Origin of the sequence: Cyanobium sp. WAJ14-Wanaka (genome assembly GCF_024345375.1) — a bacterium.
In the GTDB taxonomy this organism is placed as follows: Bacteria; Cyanobacteriota; Cyanobacteriia; order PCC-6307; family Cyanobiaceae; genus Cyanobium_A.
The window spans coordinates 16930-34587 of record NZ_JAGQAZ010000002.1 but is presented as its reverse complement, the minus strand read 5'-3'; the positions used below and the strand labels follow the sequence as shown (position 1 = coordinate 34587).

Genomic DNA, 17658 nt, shown 5'->3' with positions numbered 1-17658 from the left:
GGCTTGCTGAGGCCACTTTGGCGCCTAGGAGCCACGGCTGGCGGCAATGCCCCTTACGATCCCCATGTAACGCTTCATGAAGCTGCTCTCTCATGACAATTGCCCTTGGGCGCCAGCCAGCAGCACGGGGATGGTTCGACATCCTTGATGACTGGCTTAAGCGCGACCGCTTCGTATTTGTGGGCTGGTCTGGCCTGCTTCTTTTCCCAACTGCCTACTTGGCATTGGGTGGATGGCTAACCGGCACCACCTTTGTTACCTCCTGGTACACCCACGGCATTGCCTCCAGCTACCTGGAGGGTTGCAACTTCCTCACCGCTGCGGTGAGCACCCCGGCTGATGCCATGGGTCACAGCCTTCTTCTCCTCTGGGGTCCTGAGGCCCAAGGCGACTTCGTGCGCTGGTGCCAACTGGGTGGCCTCTGGCCCTTCGTGGCCCTGCACGGTGCCTTCTCCCTGATCGGCTTCATGCTGCGTCAGTTCGAGATTGCTCGCCTAGTCGGCATTCGCCCCTACAACGCCATCGCCTTCTCTGGCCCGATTGCGGTGTTCGTCAGTGTTTTCCTGATGTACCCCCTGGGTCAAAGCAGCTGGTTCTTTGCCCCATCTTTTGGTGTGGCAGCAATCTTCCGCTTCCTGCTCTTCCTGCAGGGCTTCCACAACTGGACGCTGAACCCCTTCCACATGATGGGAGTGGCCGGCATCCTCGGTGGTGCCCTGCTGTGCGCCATCCACGGCGCAACGGTGGAGAACACCCTGTTTGAGGACAGCGACCAGGCCAACACCTTTAAGGCGTTTGAGCCGACCCAAGAAGAGGAGACCTATTCGATGGTCACCGCCAACCGTTTCTGGAGCCAGATCTTTGGTATCGCCTTCTCCAACAAGCGCTGGCTGCACTTCTTCATGCTGTTTGTGCCTGTGATGGGTCTTTGGACCAGCAGCATCGGCATCATTGGCCTGGCCCTCAACCTGCGTGCCTACGACTTCGTGTCGCAGGAAATCCGCGCCGCTGAGGACCCTGAGTTTGAAACCTTCTACACCAAGAACATCTTGCTGAATGAAGGTCTGCGTGCCTGGATGGCACCGGCTGACCAGCCGCATGAAAACTTCGTCTTCCCTGAAGAGGTTCTGCCCCGTGGAAACGCCCTTTGATCGAAAGATCTTTGATCATTCAACTCATTGATCTGGGCGCCCCTCGGGGCGCCTTTTTTATTGGCTATTGTTTGTGGGTTCTGTCAGCAGTGACGGGGCAAGGGGCCTATGGCTCAAGCCCAAGGGTTTGAACCAGCCCTGCTGCCGAATCCGCCGCCGGCTGGCCCTATCCCCCAAAGGAGGAGGTGCCCGTGAGTTCCAGTACTACTAATCAGGGTCTGCTGATCGCGGAGAACGCCATCTAGCTGGTTTCGCGGCTGATTGCAGCCCGGCGAGAGCCCCCGAAGTCCAAGCCCCTAGGGCCTGGGTTTCGGGGGCATCGTTTTTGGGATTTGGTTTTTGGCCAAAGTGTTTTGGCAATTGGGTCGATGTGTGCTCTGGCACAACTGGCCTGGGTATTGCTTATTAATGCCTCATTATCTGTTTGGCGCATTGCGCCCTACTCGTGTGAGGAACACCATGAAACTCTTTAAGCAACTCCTGGTTGCCCCTGCTGCCCTGGGCCTTCTGGCTCCCATGGCCGCCAATGCAGCCGACCTGAACGTGGCTGGCGTCAGCAAGTACGCCGCCGACGAGCAAGTCACCAGCATCAGTCAGTTCTCTGACGTCAAGCCCACCGACTGGGCTTACCAAGCACTTTCCAACCTGATCGAGCGCTATGGCTGCGTCGCTGGTTACCCCAACGGCACCTACAAAGGTGGCCAGGCCATGACCCGCTTTGAAGCAGCCGCCCTGCTCAACGCCTGCCTCGATCGGGTCACCGAGACGACCGACGAGCTGAAGAAGCTGATGACCGAGTTCCAAAAGGAGCTCGCCATCCTCAAGGGCCGTGTTGACGGCCTGGATGCCCGCGTTGGCACCCTGGAAGCTAACCAGTTCTCCACCACCACCAAGCTGAAGGGCGTCGCCACCTTCGTGATCGGCGGTGTGGACAACGGCACTGCTTACGGTGTCGATTATCCGACTGGGTCTTCCACCAACAACATCACGTTCAACTACGACGTGAAGTTGAATCTGGACACCAGCTTCACCGGCAAAGATCTGCTCCGCACCACCCTGCGCAGCAACAACTATCAGAACAGCGCCTTCGGCCAAAACGGCAGTGCTGCCTTGGAAACAGCCTCAACCCCCAGCAACACTTCTGCTGATGCTGTCGGCATCAACCGCCTGTTCTACCAGTTCCCCGTGGGCTCCAACTGGACCGCCACCGTGGGTGCCAAGGTTCGCCAGGACGACATGCTTGCCATGTGGCCCTCTGCCTACGGCGCAGACACCATCCTTGATCGGATGACCTACGCAGGCGCACCTGGTGCCTATAGCCTCAACCTGGGCGCCGGTGCTGGCCTTTCCTATAAGAAGGATGGCTTCAGCCTCAGCGGTAACTACGTTTCTAACCAGCTGACTTCTGGCAACTCTGTCCAGTCCAGCAACGTACTTGATGCCGATGGCTCTGGTATTGGTTCAGCCTCCACTACCACTTTCCAGGCTGGCTATGCGGCTTCTAACTGGGGTATGGCCTTTGCCTACACCTACTCAAATGCAGCTTCTAGCTACGCATTGCTAGACCCCAACGCTTCTTACAACTCTAAGGGCGCTAACAACCTCGGTTTCAGCGCCTACTGGCAGCCCAAGACCACGGGTATCATCCCCTCGATCAGCGCTGGCGTGGGTTCCACCTATGCCAACGGCGACAATGGTGATTCTTCCACCTGGCAGGTCGCCCTCCAGTGGAGTGATGCATTCGTGAAAGGTAATGCCTTTGGTATGGCCTACGGCGACACCCAAATTGGTGGTACTGATCAAGCCACCGATTCCTTCGAGGTGTTCTACAAGATGCAAGTCACCGACAACATCTCGGTTACTCCTGCATTCGTTTGGATCAATGGCTACGGCGGCAGCAAGGACAGCGTTGGCGGCCTAGTCAAGACCACCTTCAAGTTCTGATCTAAGGCTTATTTAGCCCGATCAAAACTGGGCCTGAACCCTCACACATTTTCAGGCCCCCTATTTTCAAAGTCCTCCACTTTTCACACCGCGCCCTCGGCGCTTACTCATCCCAAACCCCGGCGCAAGCCGGGGTTTTTTATTGGCTTCCAATCCCAGCCGCTACTGAGCTGGGCCGATTCCTAAACTTCCTCTCATATCTTTATTTGATTGCGGAGGCACTGCCCTGGCTGCTGCCGATCCCTACGCCGTATTGGCCGTATCACCGGGCGCCAGCGCCGCTGAAATAAAGGCTGCCTACAGGGCCCTGGTTAAGCAGCACCACCCCGATGCCGGCGGTGATGCCACCACGATCATTGCCCTAAATGCCGCCTGGGAAATACTCCGCGACCGGGCACGGCGCACTGCCTACGACCGCAGCCCAGCTGCCGCCGCCCCATCGCAACGGGTCAGCAGCCCCCCTTCCGTAACGGCCGAGCAGCAGGCCCTGGCCCATTGGTTTAACCAGGTGTATGGGCCCATTGATCGGCTGCTGGCCCAGGTGATCAATCCATTCCCGGCCCAGCTCAAGGAGCTGGCTGCCGATCCCTACGACGACCAATTGATGGAGGCTTTTTGCTCCTATCTCGAGCAATCGCAGCAGAAAATTAATAGGGTTGAGGCCCTCTATGCGGCATCTGCCGCACCCCTGGCGGCTAAGGATTTTTCGTTGCAGCTATATCACTGTTTCGCCCAGCTCAAGGATGCCTTGATGGAGCTAGAGCGTTACACCATGGGCTACGTGGATTCCTACTTGCACGATGGCCGCGAGATGATCCGAGAAGCCAAGCGCTTTCGCGCTTCACTGCAGCAGGAGCGCAGTCGCTTTGGTGTATCTAAGGCTAAATAAGCCGGCGGATGGTCAACAGGCTTCTAGTTGATCTAGCCTCAGCCACACGTCGGGCACGGGCATCCGCCAATGCAATTGGGCGTATTCACCTTTCAAGGCCAAAATTTCGCCGGGGCCCTCAAAGATGTAATCGGGTGGGGTGGGATCACTGACTCCCGCCTCCAGGCTGCCCTGGTAGGCCTTTTTGCTAACCCGCACCAGGCTGCCCTTCTTGAGGGCGGCGGGAGCGGAGGCTGCGGGCGCGGGTGCTGGTGTTTCGGCCATGGCGGGCAGGCAAAGTTGAAGGCAGTGGCTGCAGGCTAGGGCCGCTAGTCTCCCGGCACCGTTATCTGGGTTCACTGCGTGCGCTTGCTGCTGCTGGGTTGTTCTGGCTTTGTGGGCCGCGAGTTGGTGCCCTTCCTGCTGGAGCTAGGCCACAGCATCACCCTGGTGAGCCGCCGGGCCAATCCCTTCCCGGCCCTGGCCAGTGGCCGCCTTTCCTGCCTGCAGCTTGATCCAGCCGATCCCCAAGCCTGGCAGCACGACGGCCTCGATCTGGCCCTTGCCCAGGCCGATGGGGTGGTCAACCTGGCCGGTGAGCCCATTGCCGATAAGCGCTGGACCCCAGAGCACCGCGAGCTGCTGCTCCAGAGCCGCCTGCGCAGCACCGCCAACCTGGCGGCCGCAATGGCGGCCATGGCCAAGCCCCCGGCGGTGCTGGTCAATGGCTCGGCGGTAGGTTTCTACGGCAGCAGCCAGACGGCCCGTTTCACGGAGGCAAGCCCCGCCGGCTCCGATTATCTCGCTGAGATTTGCAAGCAATGGGAGGCAGCAGCAGCCAAGTTGCCGCCGGCCTGCCGCCTGGTGACCCTGCGGATTGGCATCGTGCTCGGCCCCGATGGAGGCGCCCTGGGCAAGATGTTGCCCGTTTTTCGGATGGGTTTTGGCGGGCCCGTGGGTTCGGGCCGTCAGTGGATGAGCTGGATCCACCGCCACGATCTCTGCCGCCTGATTGCCGCCGCCCTGGAGGATTCCGCCTACAGCGGCACTTACAACGCCGTGGGCCCCGAACCCACCACCATGGCCGCCTTTGCCGCCGCCCTTGGCCGGGCTCTGGGGCGCCCAAGCCTGCTGCCGGTGCCCGGCCCGCTGCTGCAGCTGTTGCTGGGGGATGGGGCCCAGGTGGTGCTGGAGGGCCAGCAGGTGGTGCCCGAGCGCTTGCAGGCCCAAGGCTTCAAATTCGATTACGCCGAGCTCAGCGCTGCCCTCGCCGCTGCCACCAGCCCAGCACCCCGCTGAGGATGGCGGCGGCCATTAATAGGCCAATCGCCGGGGTGAATAGGGGCTCCCACAGTTTTTGAAAGAGCTCAAGTGGGGCCTCAATCTTTTGGCTGTGCAGGGTCACCGCCACCGCAAACCAGATCGCACCGGCGATCACCACAAACACATCCACCACCAGCAGGCTGTCGAAGGCGTTTTTGACCCGCTGCAACCTGGTTTCCATCTACCTGGTGATTGGAACTAACGCCATGATCGCCGCCGCCATGGCCTCACTGCCACCGATCGGGCCAATCCGCTCGGCGCCGATGCGCTCCAGGCCCTGGCGCCAGTCGCCCCCATCGGCCCATTGGCGAGCCAGCAGTTGGCTGGCCAGCTCTGCTGTGGCCTCGAGGGTGCCAGGGTCGCCGCTGGGGCCGATCGCACAGCAAACGCCCGGGCCCAGGAGCCTGCGCTGGGCTTCCGCGAAGCTGGCCGTGAACTGGGGGCCCGGGCCGCAGAGTTGCAGCACGGGCTTTGCCAAGCCCACCGCCTGTTCGCTGGCCGTGCCCGCACTGGCGAGCACCAGGTCTGAATCCTGCAGGATGGTCCCAAAGCTCCCCCAACCCAGCTCCAGCCGCAGGCTGCCGCGCCGCAGTAAGGGGGTGCCCTCTCCTGCGGGCTGCTCCAGCTGCCAGCCCAGGCGGCCGGCCCGCGCCGCCAGCTGCTGCTGATCCATGGCCGACACCAGCGCCACCCGCAGCCGCAGCCGTCCAGGCTGCTGCAGTTCTGAAGGGAGGCGCTCCAGCACCCGCAGCATCAGCAGCAGATTTTGCAGGGCCTCTGGCATGCGGCTGCCCGGCAGTAGGGCCAGGGTTTGGCGGGCAGGGGGCCTGGGTTCAGGGCTGGGGTCACTTGCGAGCGTTGGCAGCCCATCCATGAATGGATTGCCGAGGAAGCGCACGCAGCGGCCCAGTTGGCTGCTGAGGTCGAGGGCCGTGAGCTGATCCCGGCTCCAGATCTCCAGGATCCTTTTGGAGCGCAGCAGCCAGCCGCAGGGCCAGGGCAGCCGCAGGCGACCCTCGTAGTGGCTGGAGTAGGCCACCAGATACACCGCTCCCGGCAGGCCACTCAGCCAGAGCCCCAGCACCGGCAGCAGATCCCCCACGGCGATCACCAGCCCAAACTGGCTCCTGTGGCGCCTCAGCCAAAGCAGGCGCCCCAGCAGGTAGGCCCACTGACCCTCCCGGATCTCCCGCAGCTGGGCCCCAAAGCTGGTGTAACCCAAGCCCCCGGTGCTGCATTCGCGGGTGCGGCCCAGCACTTCAATGCCCGCCTGCAGATAGGCCCGGCCATGGCCCACCAGGGGTAGGGCCATCACCCTCTGGCCCTGGGCCCCTAGGGCCTGGCCGATTAGGGAGCCGCTGAGATCCTCCCCATGGCCATTGCTGAGCAGCAGCAGGGGCTTGGGGGTTACCTCAAGGGAAGCTCTCAAAGGGCCAGCCAGTCCCTCACCTTGTCCATGGCCTGCCAGCCCGGCTTGCGCCGCAGGCCATCGGCCATCGATTCCTGCAGTTCTTCTGCCATCTCGGGGGCCATCACCAGCACCCTTTGCACCATCTCAATGTGCTCGCGCACGCCCTTGGCGCCGGTTTCGAGCATGGCCAGGCTGAGGTTGATCCGGGCCTGGGGGTCCTGGGGGTTTAGGCGCACCGCCGCCTTGGCGGCCTTGAGGGCATCAATTGGTTGGTTTTCCAGCAGTAGCAACCAGGCCAGGCAGGTCCAACCGGCGGATTGGTTGGGCTGTTGGCGGGTGATGGCGATGAAGTCGTCGATTACTTCAGCCGCCGGGGCACCCTGCTGGTAGCGGCCGATGGCCGCCTCAAACAGGGAGCTCTCTTGGCTGGTTTGGGCTTCGGAGCCTGGGGATGCCGTCATGGCAAGCGCCGTGCGCGTATCTGCTTCAGATTCCCATGCCGGCCGCTGCTTGGGGCCTCACACCGCAAAGGAACTGCCGCAGCCGCAGGTTTGGGTGGCGTTGGGGTTGGTGAAGTTGAAGCCACCCCCAATCAGGGCCGTGGAGAAATCCAGCTGCATGCCATAGATGTAGAGCAGGCTCTTGGGATCGCAGATCACCAAAAAGCTGGGGGCATTGGCCGGTTCGTAGGTGTACTGCTCGTCGTCGGCCTGGATTTCGGAGTGATTCACAAAATCCATGGTGTAGCTCATGCCGCTGCAGCCGCCGGAGCGCACACCCACCCGCAAAACCTGGTTTGTACCCTGCTGCTGCATCAAGTTGCCCAGCTGTTTCATCGCTGGCTCCGTAACCAGGATTCCCTTACCGTCTTTGGCGGTGTGGGGGGCTGGAATGGTGGCGGTACCGGTGGTCATGGCTGCGGCCGCAACGTTCAAGATCCCCCAACTCTATGGATGCTTCCGCTGGCCTGCCGTTTCTGGGCCAGGGCGGCCCTTTTTGGGAGCAGCCTTTCTGATCGCGGTTTTGGCGGGCGAATCCATAGAGTCGGGCCACATCGCTGGGCAGTAGGTGCGCGTCGCCATCGTGGGAGCAGGGCTGGCCGGGCTGTCGGCGGCCGTGGATCTGGTGGAAGCGGGCCACCAGGTCGACCTCTATGAGGCCCGCCCCTTCATGGGCGGCAAGGTGGGCAGCTGGGTAGATGCCGAAGGCAACCACATCGAAATGGGGTTGCATGTTTTCTTCTTCAACTACGCCAATTTGTTTGCCCTGATGCGCAAGGTGGGGGCCTTCGAAAACCTGCTCCCCAAGGACCACACCCACCTGTTTGTGAATAAGGGCGGCGACCTGCGCGAGCTCGACTTTCGCTTCCCGATCGGTGCCCCCTTCAATGGCCTGAAGGCCTTTTTCACCACCCCCCAGCTCGACTGGCTCGACAAACTACGCAACGCCCTGGCCCTGGGCACCAGCCCGATCGTGCTTGGTCTGGTGGATTACGAGGCGGCCATGAAGGTGATTCGCGATCTCGATCGCATCAGCTTCCAGGATTGGTTTGTGGGCCATGGCGGCAGTGAGCAGAGCATCCGCCGCCTCTGGAATCCGATCGCCTATGCCCTCGGCTTCATTGATTGCGAGGCGATCTCCGCCCGCTGCATGCTCACCATCTTCATGATGTTTGCCTCCAAAACTGAGGCCTCCAAACTCAACCTGCTCAAGGGCTCACCGCACCGCTGGCTGACGGGCCCGATCCTCGATTACATCCAGGAGCGCGGCGCCAAGCTCCACTTGCGCCACCGGGTAAGCCAGGTGCACTTCGAGGAGGGTGAAAATCTCCGGGTTACCGGCCTCACCCTGGGCACCCCCGAGGGCGATGTGCAGGTGCAGGCGGATTGCTACCTGGCGGCCTGCGATGTGCCGGGCATTCAGCGCCTGTTGCCCGAGGCCTGGCGCCAGCATGCCCAGTTCGATGCCATCTACAAGCTAGAAGCCGTGCCGGTGGCCACCGTTCAGCTGCGCTACGACGGCTGGGTGACCGAATTGGGTGATTCCCCTGACGCCACCAGCAAGCGCCACGACCTGGCCCATGCCAGTGGCCTCGACAACCTCCTCTACACAGCCGACGCCGATTTCAGCTGCTTTGCCGACCTGGCTCTGGCCAGCCCCGCCGACTACCGCAAGGAGGGCCAAGGTTCGCTGCTGCAGTGCGTTCTAACCCCAGGCGACCCCTGGATCCCCAAGAAAACCGAGGAGATCGTGGCGGCCACCGATGCCCAGGTGCGCAGCCTGTTCCCATCGGCCCAGGGGCTCACGCTGGTCTGGAGCAATGTGGTCAAGCTGGCCCAGTCGTTGTATCGAGAAGCCCCCGGCATGGAGCCCTACCGCCCCGATCAACGCACCCCCATCCCTAACTTCTTCTTGGCCGGCAGCTACACCAAGCAGGACTACATCGACTCGATGGAGGGTGCCACGATGAGCGGTCGCCTGGCGGCGGCGGCAATTTTGGATCGTCCTGTGCAGCTGGCCGCCAATCCAGCTTCCTCAACCCCGGCTAATTCCTGAGCAGAACCCATGGGCCGTTGGCTTGAGCACAGTGTGACCACCCAGATCGATGCCCCGGTGGAGCAGGTCTGGGAGGTGTGGAGTGATCTGGAGGCGATGCCCCAGTGGATGCGCTGGATTGAGTCGGTGACCACCCTCGATGATCCCGACCTCACCGACTGGACCCTGGCGGCCCAGGGTTTTCGCTTCCACTGGAAGGCACGGATTACCCAGCGGGTCGAGGCCCAGCAACTGCACTGGCAATCCGTTGGCGGGCTGCCCACCAAGGGGGCGGTGCGCTTCTATCCCCAGGAGGATGGCGCCACCTCCGTCAAGCTCAGCGTCAGCTATGAGCTGCCCGGGGTATTGGCACCCTTGATGGAACCGAGCATCCTGGGGGGAATAGTCACTAAGGAGCTCCAGGCCAACCTTGACCGTTTTCGCGACCTGGTGCAAAGCCGTTATCCCGGCCCTGCTGCTGGCGGGGTGTAGCTCCTTTGCGGGCCCCAATGCCAATTCCCCTTCTTCCCTCCCCCCAGCCCCTGTTGCCCTAGGGCCCAGACCGGCCAGCCAGGGTCAGGGTCAAGGCCGGGGGCATTTGGCCGGGCTCAAGGCCCTGCCCACCCCTGCCCAGGTGGAGGCTTCGGTGCCGATCGGCCGCCGGGATCCCTTCGGCCCGATTGCCGCCAGCGGTCGCCAGGCAAACGCCCAGGCTGCCCTTCCCGCCGGTTTTCGTTTTAGCGGGGTGGTGCGCAGCGGCGGCCAGGTGCAGGCCCTGGTGCAATTTGGCAATTTGAGCGGCACCTTGAGCGCCGGCCAGCAGGGTGGCCGCAGCACTGACCTTTTGCCCCCGGGCTGGAAGGTGGCCAGGGTTGATGGGCAGCGCGGTCGCCTGCTGCTGCTCAATGGTGGCCAATCAGTGGTGGCAGAGCTCTAGAGGGCCCTAGCGCAGGCCGCCACCAGGCCCTCTAGATCGTGGGGGTCGGCCTCCCCATCCACCCGGCCCAGTAAATCCAGGCAACAGCGGCTGGTTTGGGGGCCGATCGAGACCACCGCCACCCCCTCGAGCTGTTGCCGCCAGCTGGGGCCATAGGCCGCCTCCAGCATTTCGCAGGTGTGGCGCACGGTTTTGCCACTGCTGAAGGTGATTGCATCCAGCCCCTTTTGCTCCAGGGCCGCCAATGCCGCGCTGGGAAGGCCCTTGGGGCAGCGGGTTTCGTAGGCCGCCACCTCCACTACCCGGGCGCCGGCTTCCGCAAATGCTTCGGCCAGCAGGGTGCGGCCGCCGCTTTGCACCCGGGGCAGCAGCAACCTCAACCCCCAGCCCGAAACCGGAAAGTGCTCCAGCAGGCTGTCGGCCACAAAGGCCGGTGGGATGAAATCGGCCCCGGCGCCCAGCTCCTCCAGTTGGATTGCCGTTTTGCGGCCCACCGCTGCGATCTTCAGGCTCCTGGGGCGGTGGGCCAGGCAGCTGCCCAGCCGTTTGAGGCGCTGCTCCACGGCGCTGACGCCATTGCCGCTGGAGAAGATCAGCCAGTGGAAGCTGTCGAGCTCGGCGAGGGCGTCATCGAGGGGGCCCCATTCATCCGGTGGCCCCACCACCAGGGCCGGCAGATCCAGCACCTGGGCGCCGGCTGCCTCGAACAAACGGCGCGCTTCCCCGAGCTGGGTTTCGGCCCTGGTTACGGCCACCCTGCGGCCAGCTAGGGGCAGAGGGCTCATGGCACCCCAGGGGCATTGAGATTGACCATGGCCCCGGCCTGTTGTTGAAGGGCGGCGGCCTCATCGTGGCGGTTTTGCTCCACCAGCAGCTGGATCGCCCGGCGCAGCCCCAAGCGGGCCCCTTCGATGTCGCCCCTGAGCAAGAGGGCCACCCCCAGGTTTTGCTGGGCGGAAGCATGGTTTGGATCCAGCTTCAAAACCTGGCCATAGGCGGCGATAGCCCCTGCCACATCACCCCGCTGGCGCTCGGCGATCCCGAGGTTGTACCAGCCCAGGGCCACCTCCGGCGCGGCCTGGGTGGCCTGCCTGCAGAGCTGGGCCGCAGGTGCTGGCTGGCCCGCCTCGAGCAGGAGCGCCGCCAAATTGAGCAGGGCCGCCAGCAGGAGCCGGGGCGGCAGGGGCAGGGCCAGGGCCCGTTGGTAGAGCTCGGCGGCCCTTTGGGGATCGGTTGGCGCCAGGGCAATCCCCAGGTGCAGCAGCAGTTCGTAGCGCTCGGGATGGGCTTCTGCCGGGCAATGGGTCAGCCCCAGCTCCAGCAGCTCGAGCCCTCGCCGCAGATTTCCTTCGCCCACCTCCAGGCTGCCCAACTTGGCGCAGGCATAGGGATCGCCGGGGCGTGCGGCCAGGTCGGCCTCCATGGCCTGCCGCAGCCGGGCCGCCTTTTGGCCCGCCGCCAATAGTTCGGGTCGGTAGCCGTCGTGCACCAGGGCCGGCACCGGGCAATCGACCACCCGCCAATGGGGTTCCCGCTCCAGCAGGGCAATCACGCTGTCGTCGATCATTGAGTGATATGGCCGGCTCCAGCCCAGGGCTGGATGGCGCCTAAACAGGCGACTCACACTCGAATAGGGCGACTGCAGGGCCCCCTGCTCAAAGCGCAGCAGGTTGATCACCAGCAGCTCTGGATCGGCCATCAGCTCCTGCAGGGGGGCCTTGGCGGCCTCCTGCAGCTGCTCATCGGCATCCAGCACCAGCACCCAGTCGCCGCTCAGGTGCTCGAGGGCGGCATTGCGAGCCGGTGCAAAATCCCCCGGCCAGGCCAGGTGGTGCACCACGGCGCCGCAGCGCTGGGCAATGGCCACGGTGTCGTCGAGGGAGCCGGTGTCGAGCAGCACCATTTCATCGACAAAACCTGCCACCGAAGCCAGACAGCCTTCGATCCGCTCGGCCTCATCCCGCACGATCATCGAAAGGCTGAGCATGGGCTAGTCGGTGAAGCCGCCTTGGCCCTCAGTGTCGCCCACCCCAAGGCTTGCCAGGGCTTCCGCCTGGGCGAGGGGCATTTGACCAGGGCTGTAGGCGGCGGGGATCTGGGTGGCCAGCAGGGGCCTAAGGCCCTGCCAGAGATAGGGGCTGCCGTACACCACCAACCCGGCCAGTTGGCCGCGGGTCTGCAACTGCTGCACCACTTCGGCCCAGGGTTCTTCGGCCCCAGCGCTGCCGCGAAAGGGGTTGCCCCGCACAAAAAGCTGGAGCAACACCGCCGGGCTGTCCGGCTGTGCAACGCCTGGCAAGCGCTCCAGGGCCAGGGGCGCCTGGGGATCGCCGCTCCAGGGCGATGGGGAGTGGCGATCGAGCAGGCAGGTCTGCATGCCGGCGGCCCCAGGCAGGTTCAGGGCCGGGGCCGTTAGGGGCAAAAAGGGCGCCGATAGGGCGTTGTCGCAGCGGATCAGGTTCACGCTGGCCTGGCCGGGTCTGGGCCGGCTCCAGCGGGGCCCCTGGCGCTCGAGGCTGGCCTGCACCAACTCCAGGGCCAGGGCCTGATCCGGCTCCAGGGGCGGCAGGTTTGGTGGGCCTGCTGGGGAAGTGGCGATCTCGGTGGAGGCCAGGGCCCGCTGCCGTCGGGCGGCCGAAGCCTCCAGGGCCTTCAGGTCCAATCTGCCCTCCTCCAGGGCGGTGGCGATCGCCGCCATGGCCAGGTCCGCATCGCCTGGCATCAGCACCAGGTCTGCACCCGCCGCCAGGGCCAACACGGCCGCTTCGCCCACCCCATAGCGGCCCGCAATTGCCTCCATCACCAGCGCATCGGTCACGATCAGGCCGTCGAAACCCAGTCCCTGGCGCAGCAGGCCGCTCAGCACCGCCCGCGACAGGGTCGCCGGCAGCTCGGCATCAAGGGCCGGCAGCATCAGGTGGGCCGTCATCACCGCTGCCACTCCGGCGGCAATGGCCGAGCGGAAGGGGGGCAACTCCACCGCCTCCAGCCGATCTCGGGAGTGGGCAATCAGCGGCAACTCCAGGTGCGAATCGGTGGCGGTGTCGCCATGGCCGGGAAAATGCTTGGCGCAGGCCAGCACCCCTTCGGCCTGGACACCACGGCAGAAGCCGGCGGCCAGCTCGGCGGCGGCATCAGGCCCTTCGCCCCAGGCCCGCACGTTTATCACCGGGTTGGCCGGGTTGTTATTCACGTCACAGACCGGCCCCAGCACCCAGTTGAGGCCCAATGCCCTGGCATCCCTGCCCGTGCAGCGGCCGTAGCGCTCGGCCAGGGCCGTGGCCCGGCCTGGGTCGCGGCGGTGCAGCTGGCCCAGGGCCAGGGGGGGCACCAGCCAGGTGGCCCCCTCAAAGCGCTGGCCCACCCCCTCTTCCACATCGGCACAAAGCAGCAGGGGCTTGCCCGCCCACCGGCGCAACTGGGCGGTGCGTTCGCGAACCTCCGTGGCGCTGCCCCCCAGCAGGATCACTCCGCCCACCCCCTCTTCCAGCAGCCGCTGCAGCTCGGCGTTGGTCAGTTCCCAGCGGGGATAGCGGCGTTGGCCGTCGGCCAGGTGGCCGCTGGCGCGCACCACGATCAGGCTGCGGATTAGGTCAGAGGTCACTGCCCTCGGGGGGCTCGCCCTTCTCCAGGCGCACCTCTTCCAGCTTGTTGAGCAGGCTCAAGACAGAAGTGCCCCTTTCGAGTCCACGGTCGAGCACAAACAACACATCGGGGGTGCGGCGCATCTTCAGCCGCCTGCCCAATTCCCCCTTCACAAATGGCGTGGCCGATTTGAGGCCGGCAATGGCCTCCTGGCGCTCGTCTTCGCTGCCGAAGACACTCACAAAAATCTTGCAGTGCTGCAGATCGCCAGCCACCTCCACGTTGGTGACGCTCACCATGCCCTGGCTAACCCTTTCGTCCCTGATGCCAGCTACCAGCATTTCGCTGATTTCGCGGCGGATCATGGAGGCCACGCGCTCCACCCTTCGGCTTTGGGCCATCGCTAAGCCACCGGTGAGGTGTTCACCATCGCATGCAGGATCAACGCCAGGCTGAGCATGCCGCTCACGCCAGCCCCAATCAGGGCGACGGCGGTCACGGGGTTACGGCCCCGGGCGGCTAGGGGTTCCAGCACCGAATTGGCCAATCCCAACCCAAACGCCACCAAATAGCGCGGGTAACGGGTCACGTTGAGGAAGAAGTCCTTCATCGCTGGGCTGGTTGCATTGAGTCGGGAGGGCCAATAGCTGGTTCGTGGTAGCTACTCTGCCCGCCAAAGCCGGCGATGTCGATGCAGCTGCACCAGTTTCGCCATTCCCCCTTCTGCGCCAAGGTGCGTTTGGTGCTGGCCTTCAAGCGCCTCGACTACAGCGTGGTCGAGGTGACGCCAGGGTTGGGCCAGATTTCCCTGTTCCAGCTTTCCGGCCAGCGCCAGGTACCGGTTCTGGTGGATGGCCCGGAGGTGATTGCCGATTCCAGTGCCGTTGCCCTCTATTTAGAAGATAAATTCCCCACCCCGGCCCTGCTGCCCGCCGATCCCCTCCTGCGTTCCAGGGCGCTGCTCCTGGAGGATTGGGCCGACACCTCCCTGGCCTCGGGCGCCCGCATGGCCCTGCTCCAGGCCGCTGCCCTCGACCCCCAGTTGCGCTCCGAGCTGTTGCCTGAGGCCACCCCTGAATTGGTCAAGCAGTTTGTCGACAAGGTGCCAAATCGTCTGTTTGGCGGCCTTGGTGATGCCCTCGGCAGCGTGATGGGTGCTGCGGAACGCCAGCACCTGCAGGCCAACCTCCAGCAACTGGCAGTGATGGTGGCCGCTGGCCCCTACCTGGTGGGTTCTTCCCTCAGCCTTGCCGACCTGGCGGTGGCTGCCCAACTGGCTTTTTGCCAGGTGCCGGGCCTGGCAGATCACCCCCTGTTGGAGCCGCTGTTTAGCTGGCGTGATCGGATCGAAGCCGAGACATCCGCAGCCTGATCCCCCACTAACCATGTCCGATCCCCTGCTTCGAGCCCTCGACCACTACGTGGTGCTTGAGCCGGCGGGGGCCGAAAGGATTCTCACGGCCGCCGAAACCCTGGCTTGGCTGGAGACCCAGCTCGGTGAGCTGGGGGCCCTGCCTGCCGATTTACGGGGGCTACCAACGGCGACGCAGCAGGCCATGCGCCTGTTGGAAACGGCCTGTGAATTGGAGCTGGAGCCGGGGCGCACCATCCAGTGGTTTGCCGTGCGCGTTGAGCCTCCCAGTTGAGCTGCCCAGTTGAACCGCCTAGTTGAGCGACTGGGTCAGCTCCCCATCCCCATTGCGCAGCACCGCCGGCTGCTGGGGGGCCTCGTCCCGGGCTTTGAGGATCGTGGGGAGGGCCGTCAGCACCGCTTCCGCCACCTCCTGGGGGGTTTCATCCCGTTGCCGGATCACCAGATCCGCCTGGGCGTATAGGGCTTGGCGTTGGGCGATTAGTTCCCTGAGCCGGGCACCCGGATCCGGGCTCTGCATCAGCGGCCGCGGCGTGGGGTCCTGCTGGATCCGCTCCAGCAGGCGCTCCGCACTGGCATCGAGCCAGATCACCACCCCCTGGCGCAGATGACCCCAGTTTTCCGGCCTGGTCACCACTCCACCGCCCGTGGCCACCACCAGGGAATGCCAGCTGGCAATTTGGTTCAGAACGCCCGTTTCCAGCTGGCGAAAGTCGCTTTCCCCATCGCTGGCAAAGATCTCGGCAATTGTCCGTCCGGCGGCCCGTTCGAGGGTGCTGTCGGCATCGATGAACCGGTAGCTCAGGGCCGTGGCTAAGGGCCGCCCCACCGCGCTTTTGCCCGTGCCCATCATCCCCACCAGATAGAGGTTGAGGCCTGCCAGGCGCTTGGCCAGGCTGCTGTAGGGGGCGGCGGTCATGGCCGATATCGCCGGGGGTAATCCTGCGTTTCTAGGATGGAGGGCCTCAGAGGGTTGGCAATGCCAAGCCATGGCCAGGGTCGGCCCTGCGTGATTACGCGGCGAGCCACCTTTAGTGCCAGTCATCTCTATTGCCTTCCGGAGTTGGATGGCGAGCAAAACCGGGCCCGCTTTGGGCCCTGCAGCATCGCCCCAGGCCACGGCCACAACTACGAATTGGTGGTGGCCATGGCGGGCCCCCTCGATGCCGATGGCATGGTGCTCAACCTCTCTGACGTGAAGCACGCCATTCGCTCCGAGGTGACGGCCCAGCTGGATTTCCGTTTTCTCAACGACACCTGGCCCGAGTTCGATCTCAGCCTCCCCGGCGGCTGCCTACCCACCACCGAAGCCCTGGCCCTGGCCATTTGGCGGCGCCTGGCGCCCCATTTGCCCGTGGTGGGTCTTCGCCTGTTTGAACAATCCAACCTCTGGGCCGACCTGCTGGCCGATTCCATGGAAGCTTTCCTCTCGATCCGCACCCACTTCGCCGCCGCCCACCGCCTGGCCCGGCCCGAGCTCTCCCAGGGGGAAAACGAAGAGATCTACGGAAAGTGCGCCCGGCCCCATGGCCACGGCCACAACTACCTGCTTGATGTGACAGTGCGGGGTTCGATTGATTCGCGCACCGGCATGGTCTGTGACCTGGCGGCCCTGCAGCAGCTGGTTCAAGACCTGGTGGTGGAGCCCTTTGACCACACCTTCCTCAACAAGGACGTGGCCTTCTTCGCCGATTGCGTGCCCACGGCCGAAAACATCGCCCTGCACATTGCCGACCTGCTCCAGGGCCCCATCGCGGAGATCGGCGCCAAGCTCCACAAGGTGCGCCTGCAGGAAAGCCCGAACAACGCCGCCGAGGTGTTCGCAGAGTCACCGCGCCTCGAAATGGTGCCCGCAGCCCTGGAGGCCCTGGTCGCCGGTTGAATCGGCCCGAGCTGCGCTTGGTCCTGGCGACCAGCCTGGATGGGCGCCTGGCGCCGCCAGAGGGGGGTGCGGCCCATTTGGGTGGCCAGGGGGACCGGCGGGCCCTGGAGGAGGCCCTGGCCTGGGCTGATGGCTGCCTGATTGGCGCCGAGACCCTGCGTCGCCACGGCAGTACCTGTTTGATTCGAGCAGCCGATCTGCTGGCGCAGCGCCTGGCGGCAGGCCGATCGCCCCAGCCAGCGGCCCTGGTGCTCAGCCGCACTGGCCAGCTGCCCGCCGAATTGCCCTTTTTTCAGCAGCCCCTGGAGCGCTGGCTGTTGGTGCCCCCAGGCCTGGAAATCCCAGCCAACGGGCAATTTCAGCGGCACTGGCCCCTGGGCCCTTGGCCGGATCTGTGGGCCGGCTGCTGGCAAGCGGGCCTCGAGCGGTTGGTGGTCCTGGGTGGGGCCCAGGTGGCCAGCCAGCTGTTGGCGGGGCATTGGATCGACGAGCTCCAGCTCACCCTCTGCCCCTCCCTGCTGGGCGGTCCCCATGGCTGGATCCCCTGGCACGGGGGGGAGGCCTTTGGCGGCAGCAGCTGGCGCCTGGTTGAGCACAGGCCCCTTGGCGGAGAAGAATTGCTCCTGCGCTACCGGCGGGCCTAGGGCTTG

General features: G+C 64.5%; 22 protein-coding genes. 11 read left to right on the top strand and 11 right to left on the bottom strand.

Annotated features, from left to right (window positions below; all coding sequences use genetic code 11):
• Positions 1–92: 92 nt before the first annotated feature.
• From psbD to KBY49_RS06935, 3 genes are all read left to right on the top strand, one after another.
• Complete coding sequence (gene psbD, locus KBY49_RS06945) at positions 93–1151, top strand: photosystem II D2 protein (photosystem q(a) protein) (RefSeq protein ID WP_254934096.1); 1059 nt, start codon at positions 93–95, stop codon at positions 1149–1151.
• A 459-nt stretch (positions 1152–1610) separates the two neighbouring features.
• Positions 1611–3095 (top strand): iron uptake porin, encoded by a 1485-nt coding sequence (locus KBY49_RS06940; protein WP_254934095.1) that lies wholly within the window; start codon positions 1611–1613, stop codon positions 3093–3095.
• A gap of 196 nt (positions 3096–3291) precedes the next feature.
• The gene (locus KBY49_RS06935; RefSeq protein ID WP_396099777.1) at positions 3292–3984 is read left to right on the top strand and encodes a J domain-containing protein; all 693 of its coding nucleotides are present in this window, start codon (positions 3292–3294) and stop codon (positions 3982–3984) included.
• Positions 3985–3996: 12 nt separating this feature from the next.
• Here the strand turns inward: KBY49_RS06935 and ndhO are convergent, their stop codons facing one another.
• Entirely contained in the window at positions 3997–4248 is a 252-nt protein-coding gene (ndhO, locus tag KBY49_RS06930; RefSeq protein WP_254934094.1) for an NAD(P)H-quinone oxidoreductase subunit O, read from the bottom strand.
• A gap of 78 nt (positions 4249–4326) precedes the next feature.
• Between ndhO and KBY49_RS06925 the strand changes: the two genes are divergently transcribed.
• A complete protein-coding gene (locus KBY49_RS06925; RefSeq protein ID WP_254934093.1) occupies positions 4327–5262 on the top strand; it encodes a TIGR01777 family oxidoreductase in 936 nt (311 codons plus the stop codon).
• Here KBY49_RS06925 and KBY49_RS06920 read toward each other — a convergent pair.
• From KBY49_RS06920 to KBY49_RS06905, 4 genes are read right to left on the bottom strand one after another with little or no spacing between them, the layout of a single operon-like run.
• Entirely contained in the window at positions 5219–5467 is a 249-nt protein-coding gene (locus tag KBY49_RS06920) for a hypothetical protein (RefSeq protein WP_254934092.1), read from the bottom strand. The genes KBY49_RS06925 and KBY49_RS06920 overlap by 44 nt on opposite strands.
• Positions 5468–6715, bottom strand: a complete 1248-nt coding sequence (locus KBY49_RS06915) for a lipid-A-disaccharide synthase-related protein (RefSeq protein ID WP_254934091.1) — start codon at positions 6713–6715, stop codon at positions 5468–5470.
• Positions 6712–7158, bottom strand: a complete 447-nt coding sequence (locus tag KBY49_RS06910; RefSeq protein ID WP_254934090.1) for a hypothetical protein — start codon at positions 7156–7158, stop codon at positions 6712–6714. Before KBY49_RS06910 ends, KBY49_RS06915 begins: the two co-directional genes overlap by 4 nt.
• Positions 7159–7215: 57 nt before the next feature.
• Positions 7216–7611, bottom strand: a complete 396-nt coding sequence (locus KBY49_RS06905) for an iron-sulfur cluster assembly accessory protein (RefSeq protein WP_254934599.1) — start codon at positions 7609–7611, stop codon at positions 7216–7218.
• Between the two features lie 154 nt (positions 7612–7765).
• Between KBY49_RS06905 and zds the strand changes: the two genes are divergently transcribed.
• From zds to KBY49_RS06890, 3 genes are read left to right on the top strand one after another with little or no spacing between them, the layout of a single operon-like run.
• Positions 7766–9253, top strand: a complete 1488-nt coding sequence (gene zds, locus KBY49_RS06900) for a 9,9'-di-cis-zeta-carotene desaturase (RefSeq protein ID WP_254934089.1) — start codon at positions 7766–7768, stop codon at positions 9251–9253.
• Positions 9254–9262: 9 nt separating this feature from the next.
• Positions 9263–9724 carry an SRPBCC family protein gene (locus tag KBY49_RS06895; protein ID WP_254934088.1) on the top strand — a complete coding sequence of 154 codons (462 nt, stop codon included), beginning with the start codon at positions 9263–9265 and terminating at the stop codon, positions 9722–9724.
• Positions 9663–10169, top strand: a complete 507-nt coding sequence (locus KBY49_RS06890; protein WP_254934087.1) for a hypothetical protein — start codon at positions 9663–9665, stop codon at positions 10167–10169. Before KBY49_RS06895 ends, KBY49_RS06890 begins: the two co-directional genes overlap by 62 nt.
• Here the strand turns inward: KBY49_RS06890 and KBY49_RS06885 are convergent.
• Genes KBY49_RS06885 through KBY49_RS06865 form a run of 5 tightly spaced genes read right to left on the bottom strand, consistent with a single transcriptional unit; the run spans position 10166 to position 14364 of the window.
• Positions 10166–10954 carry a uroporphyrinogen-III synthase gene (locus KBY49_RS06885; protein ID WP_254934086.1) on the bottom strand — a complete coding sequence of 263 codons (789 nt, stop codon included), beginning with the start codon at positions 10952–10954 and terminating at the stop codon, positions 10166–10168. The genes KBY49_RS06890 and KBY49_RS06885 overlap by 4 nt on opposite strands.
• Positions 10951–12156, bottom strand: coding sequence for a glycosyltransferase (locus KBY49_RS06880; RefSeq protein ID WP_254934085.1), 1206 nt, complete (start codon positions 12154–12156; stop codon positions 10951–10953). Before KBY49_RS06880 ends, KBY49_RS06885 begins: the two co-directional genes overlap by 4 nt.
• Positions 12157–12159: 3 nt before the next feature.
• A complete protein-coding gene (locus KBY49_RS06875) occupies positions 12160–13773 on the bottom strand; it encodes a glycoside hydrolase family 3 N-terminal domain-containing protein (protein WP_254934084.1) in 1614 nt (537 codons plus the stop codon).
• Complete coding sequence (gene rbfA, locus KBY49_RS06870) at positions 13763–14155, bottom strand: 30S ribosome-binding factor RbfA (RefSeq protein WP_254934083.1); 393 nt, start codon at positions 14153–14155, stop codon at positions 13763–13765. Before rbfA ends, KBY49_RS06875 begins: the two co-directional genes overlap by 11 nt.
• A gap of 2 nt (positions 14156–14157) precedes the next feature.
• Positions 14158–14364, bottom strand: a complete 207-nt coding sequence (locus KBY49_RS06865) for a DUF751 family protein (RefSeq protein WP_254934082.1) — start codon at positions 14362–14364, stop codon at positions 14158–14160.
• Positions 14365–14445: 81 nt separating this feature from the next.
• Between KBY49_RS06865 and KBY49_RS06860 the strand changes: the two genes are divergently transcribed.
• Both KBY49_RS06860 and KBY49_RS06855 read left to right on the top strand, forming a co-directional pair.
• On the top strand, positions 14446–15126 hold the full coding sequence (locus KBY49_RS06860; protein ID WP_254934598.1) for a glutathione S-transferase family protein: 681 nt from the start codon (positions 14446–14448) through the stop codon (positions 15124–15126).
• A gap of 13 nt (positions 15127–15139) precedes the next feature.
• On the top strand, positions 15140–15400 hold the full coding sequence (locus KBY49_RS06855; protein ID WP_254934081.1) for a chlororespiratory reduction protein 7: 261 nt from the start codon (positions 15140–15142) through the stop codon (positions 15398–15400).
• Between the two features lie 18 nt (positions 15401–15418).
• Here the strand turns inward: KBY49_RS06855 and KBY49_RS06850 are convergent, their stop codons facing one another.
• Positions 15419–16045: a shikimate kinase gene (locus KBY49_RS06850; protein WP_254934080.1), complete on the bottom strand. Its 627-nt coding sequence runs from the start codon at positions 16043–16045 to the stop codon at positions 15419–15421.
• A 60-nt stretch (positions 16046–16105) separates the two neighbouring features.
• Here KBY49_RS06850 and KBY49_RS06845 point away from each other — a divergent pair, with 60 nt between their 5' ends.
• A complete protein-coding gene (locus KBY49_RS06845; protein WP_254934079.1) occupies positions 16106–17008 on the top strand; it encodes a 6-carboxytetrahydropterin synthase in 903 nt (300 codons plus the stop codon).
• Positions 17005–17652, top strand: a complete 648-nt coding sequence (locus KBY49_RS06840) for a dihydrofolate reductase family protein (RefSeq protein WP_254934078.1) — start codon at positions 17005–17007, stop codon at positions 17650–17652. Before KBY49_RS06845 ends, KBY49_RS06840 begins: the two co-directional genes overlap by 4 nt.
• Positions 17653–17658 lie beyond the last annotated feature (6 nt).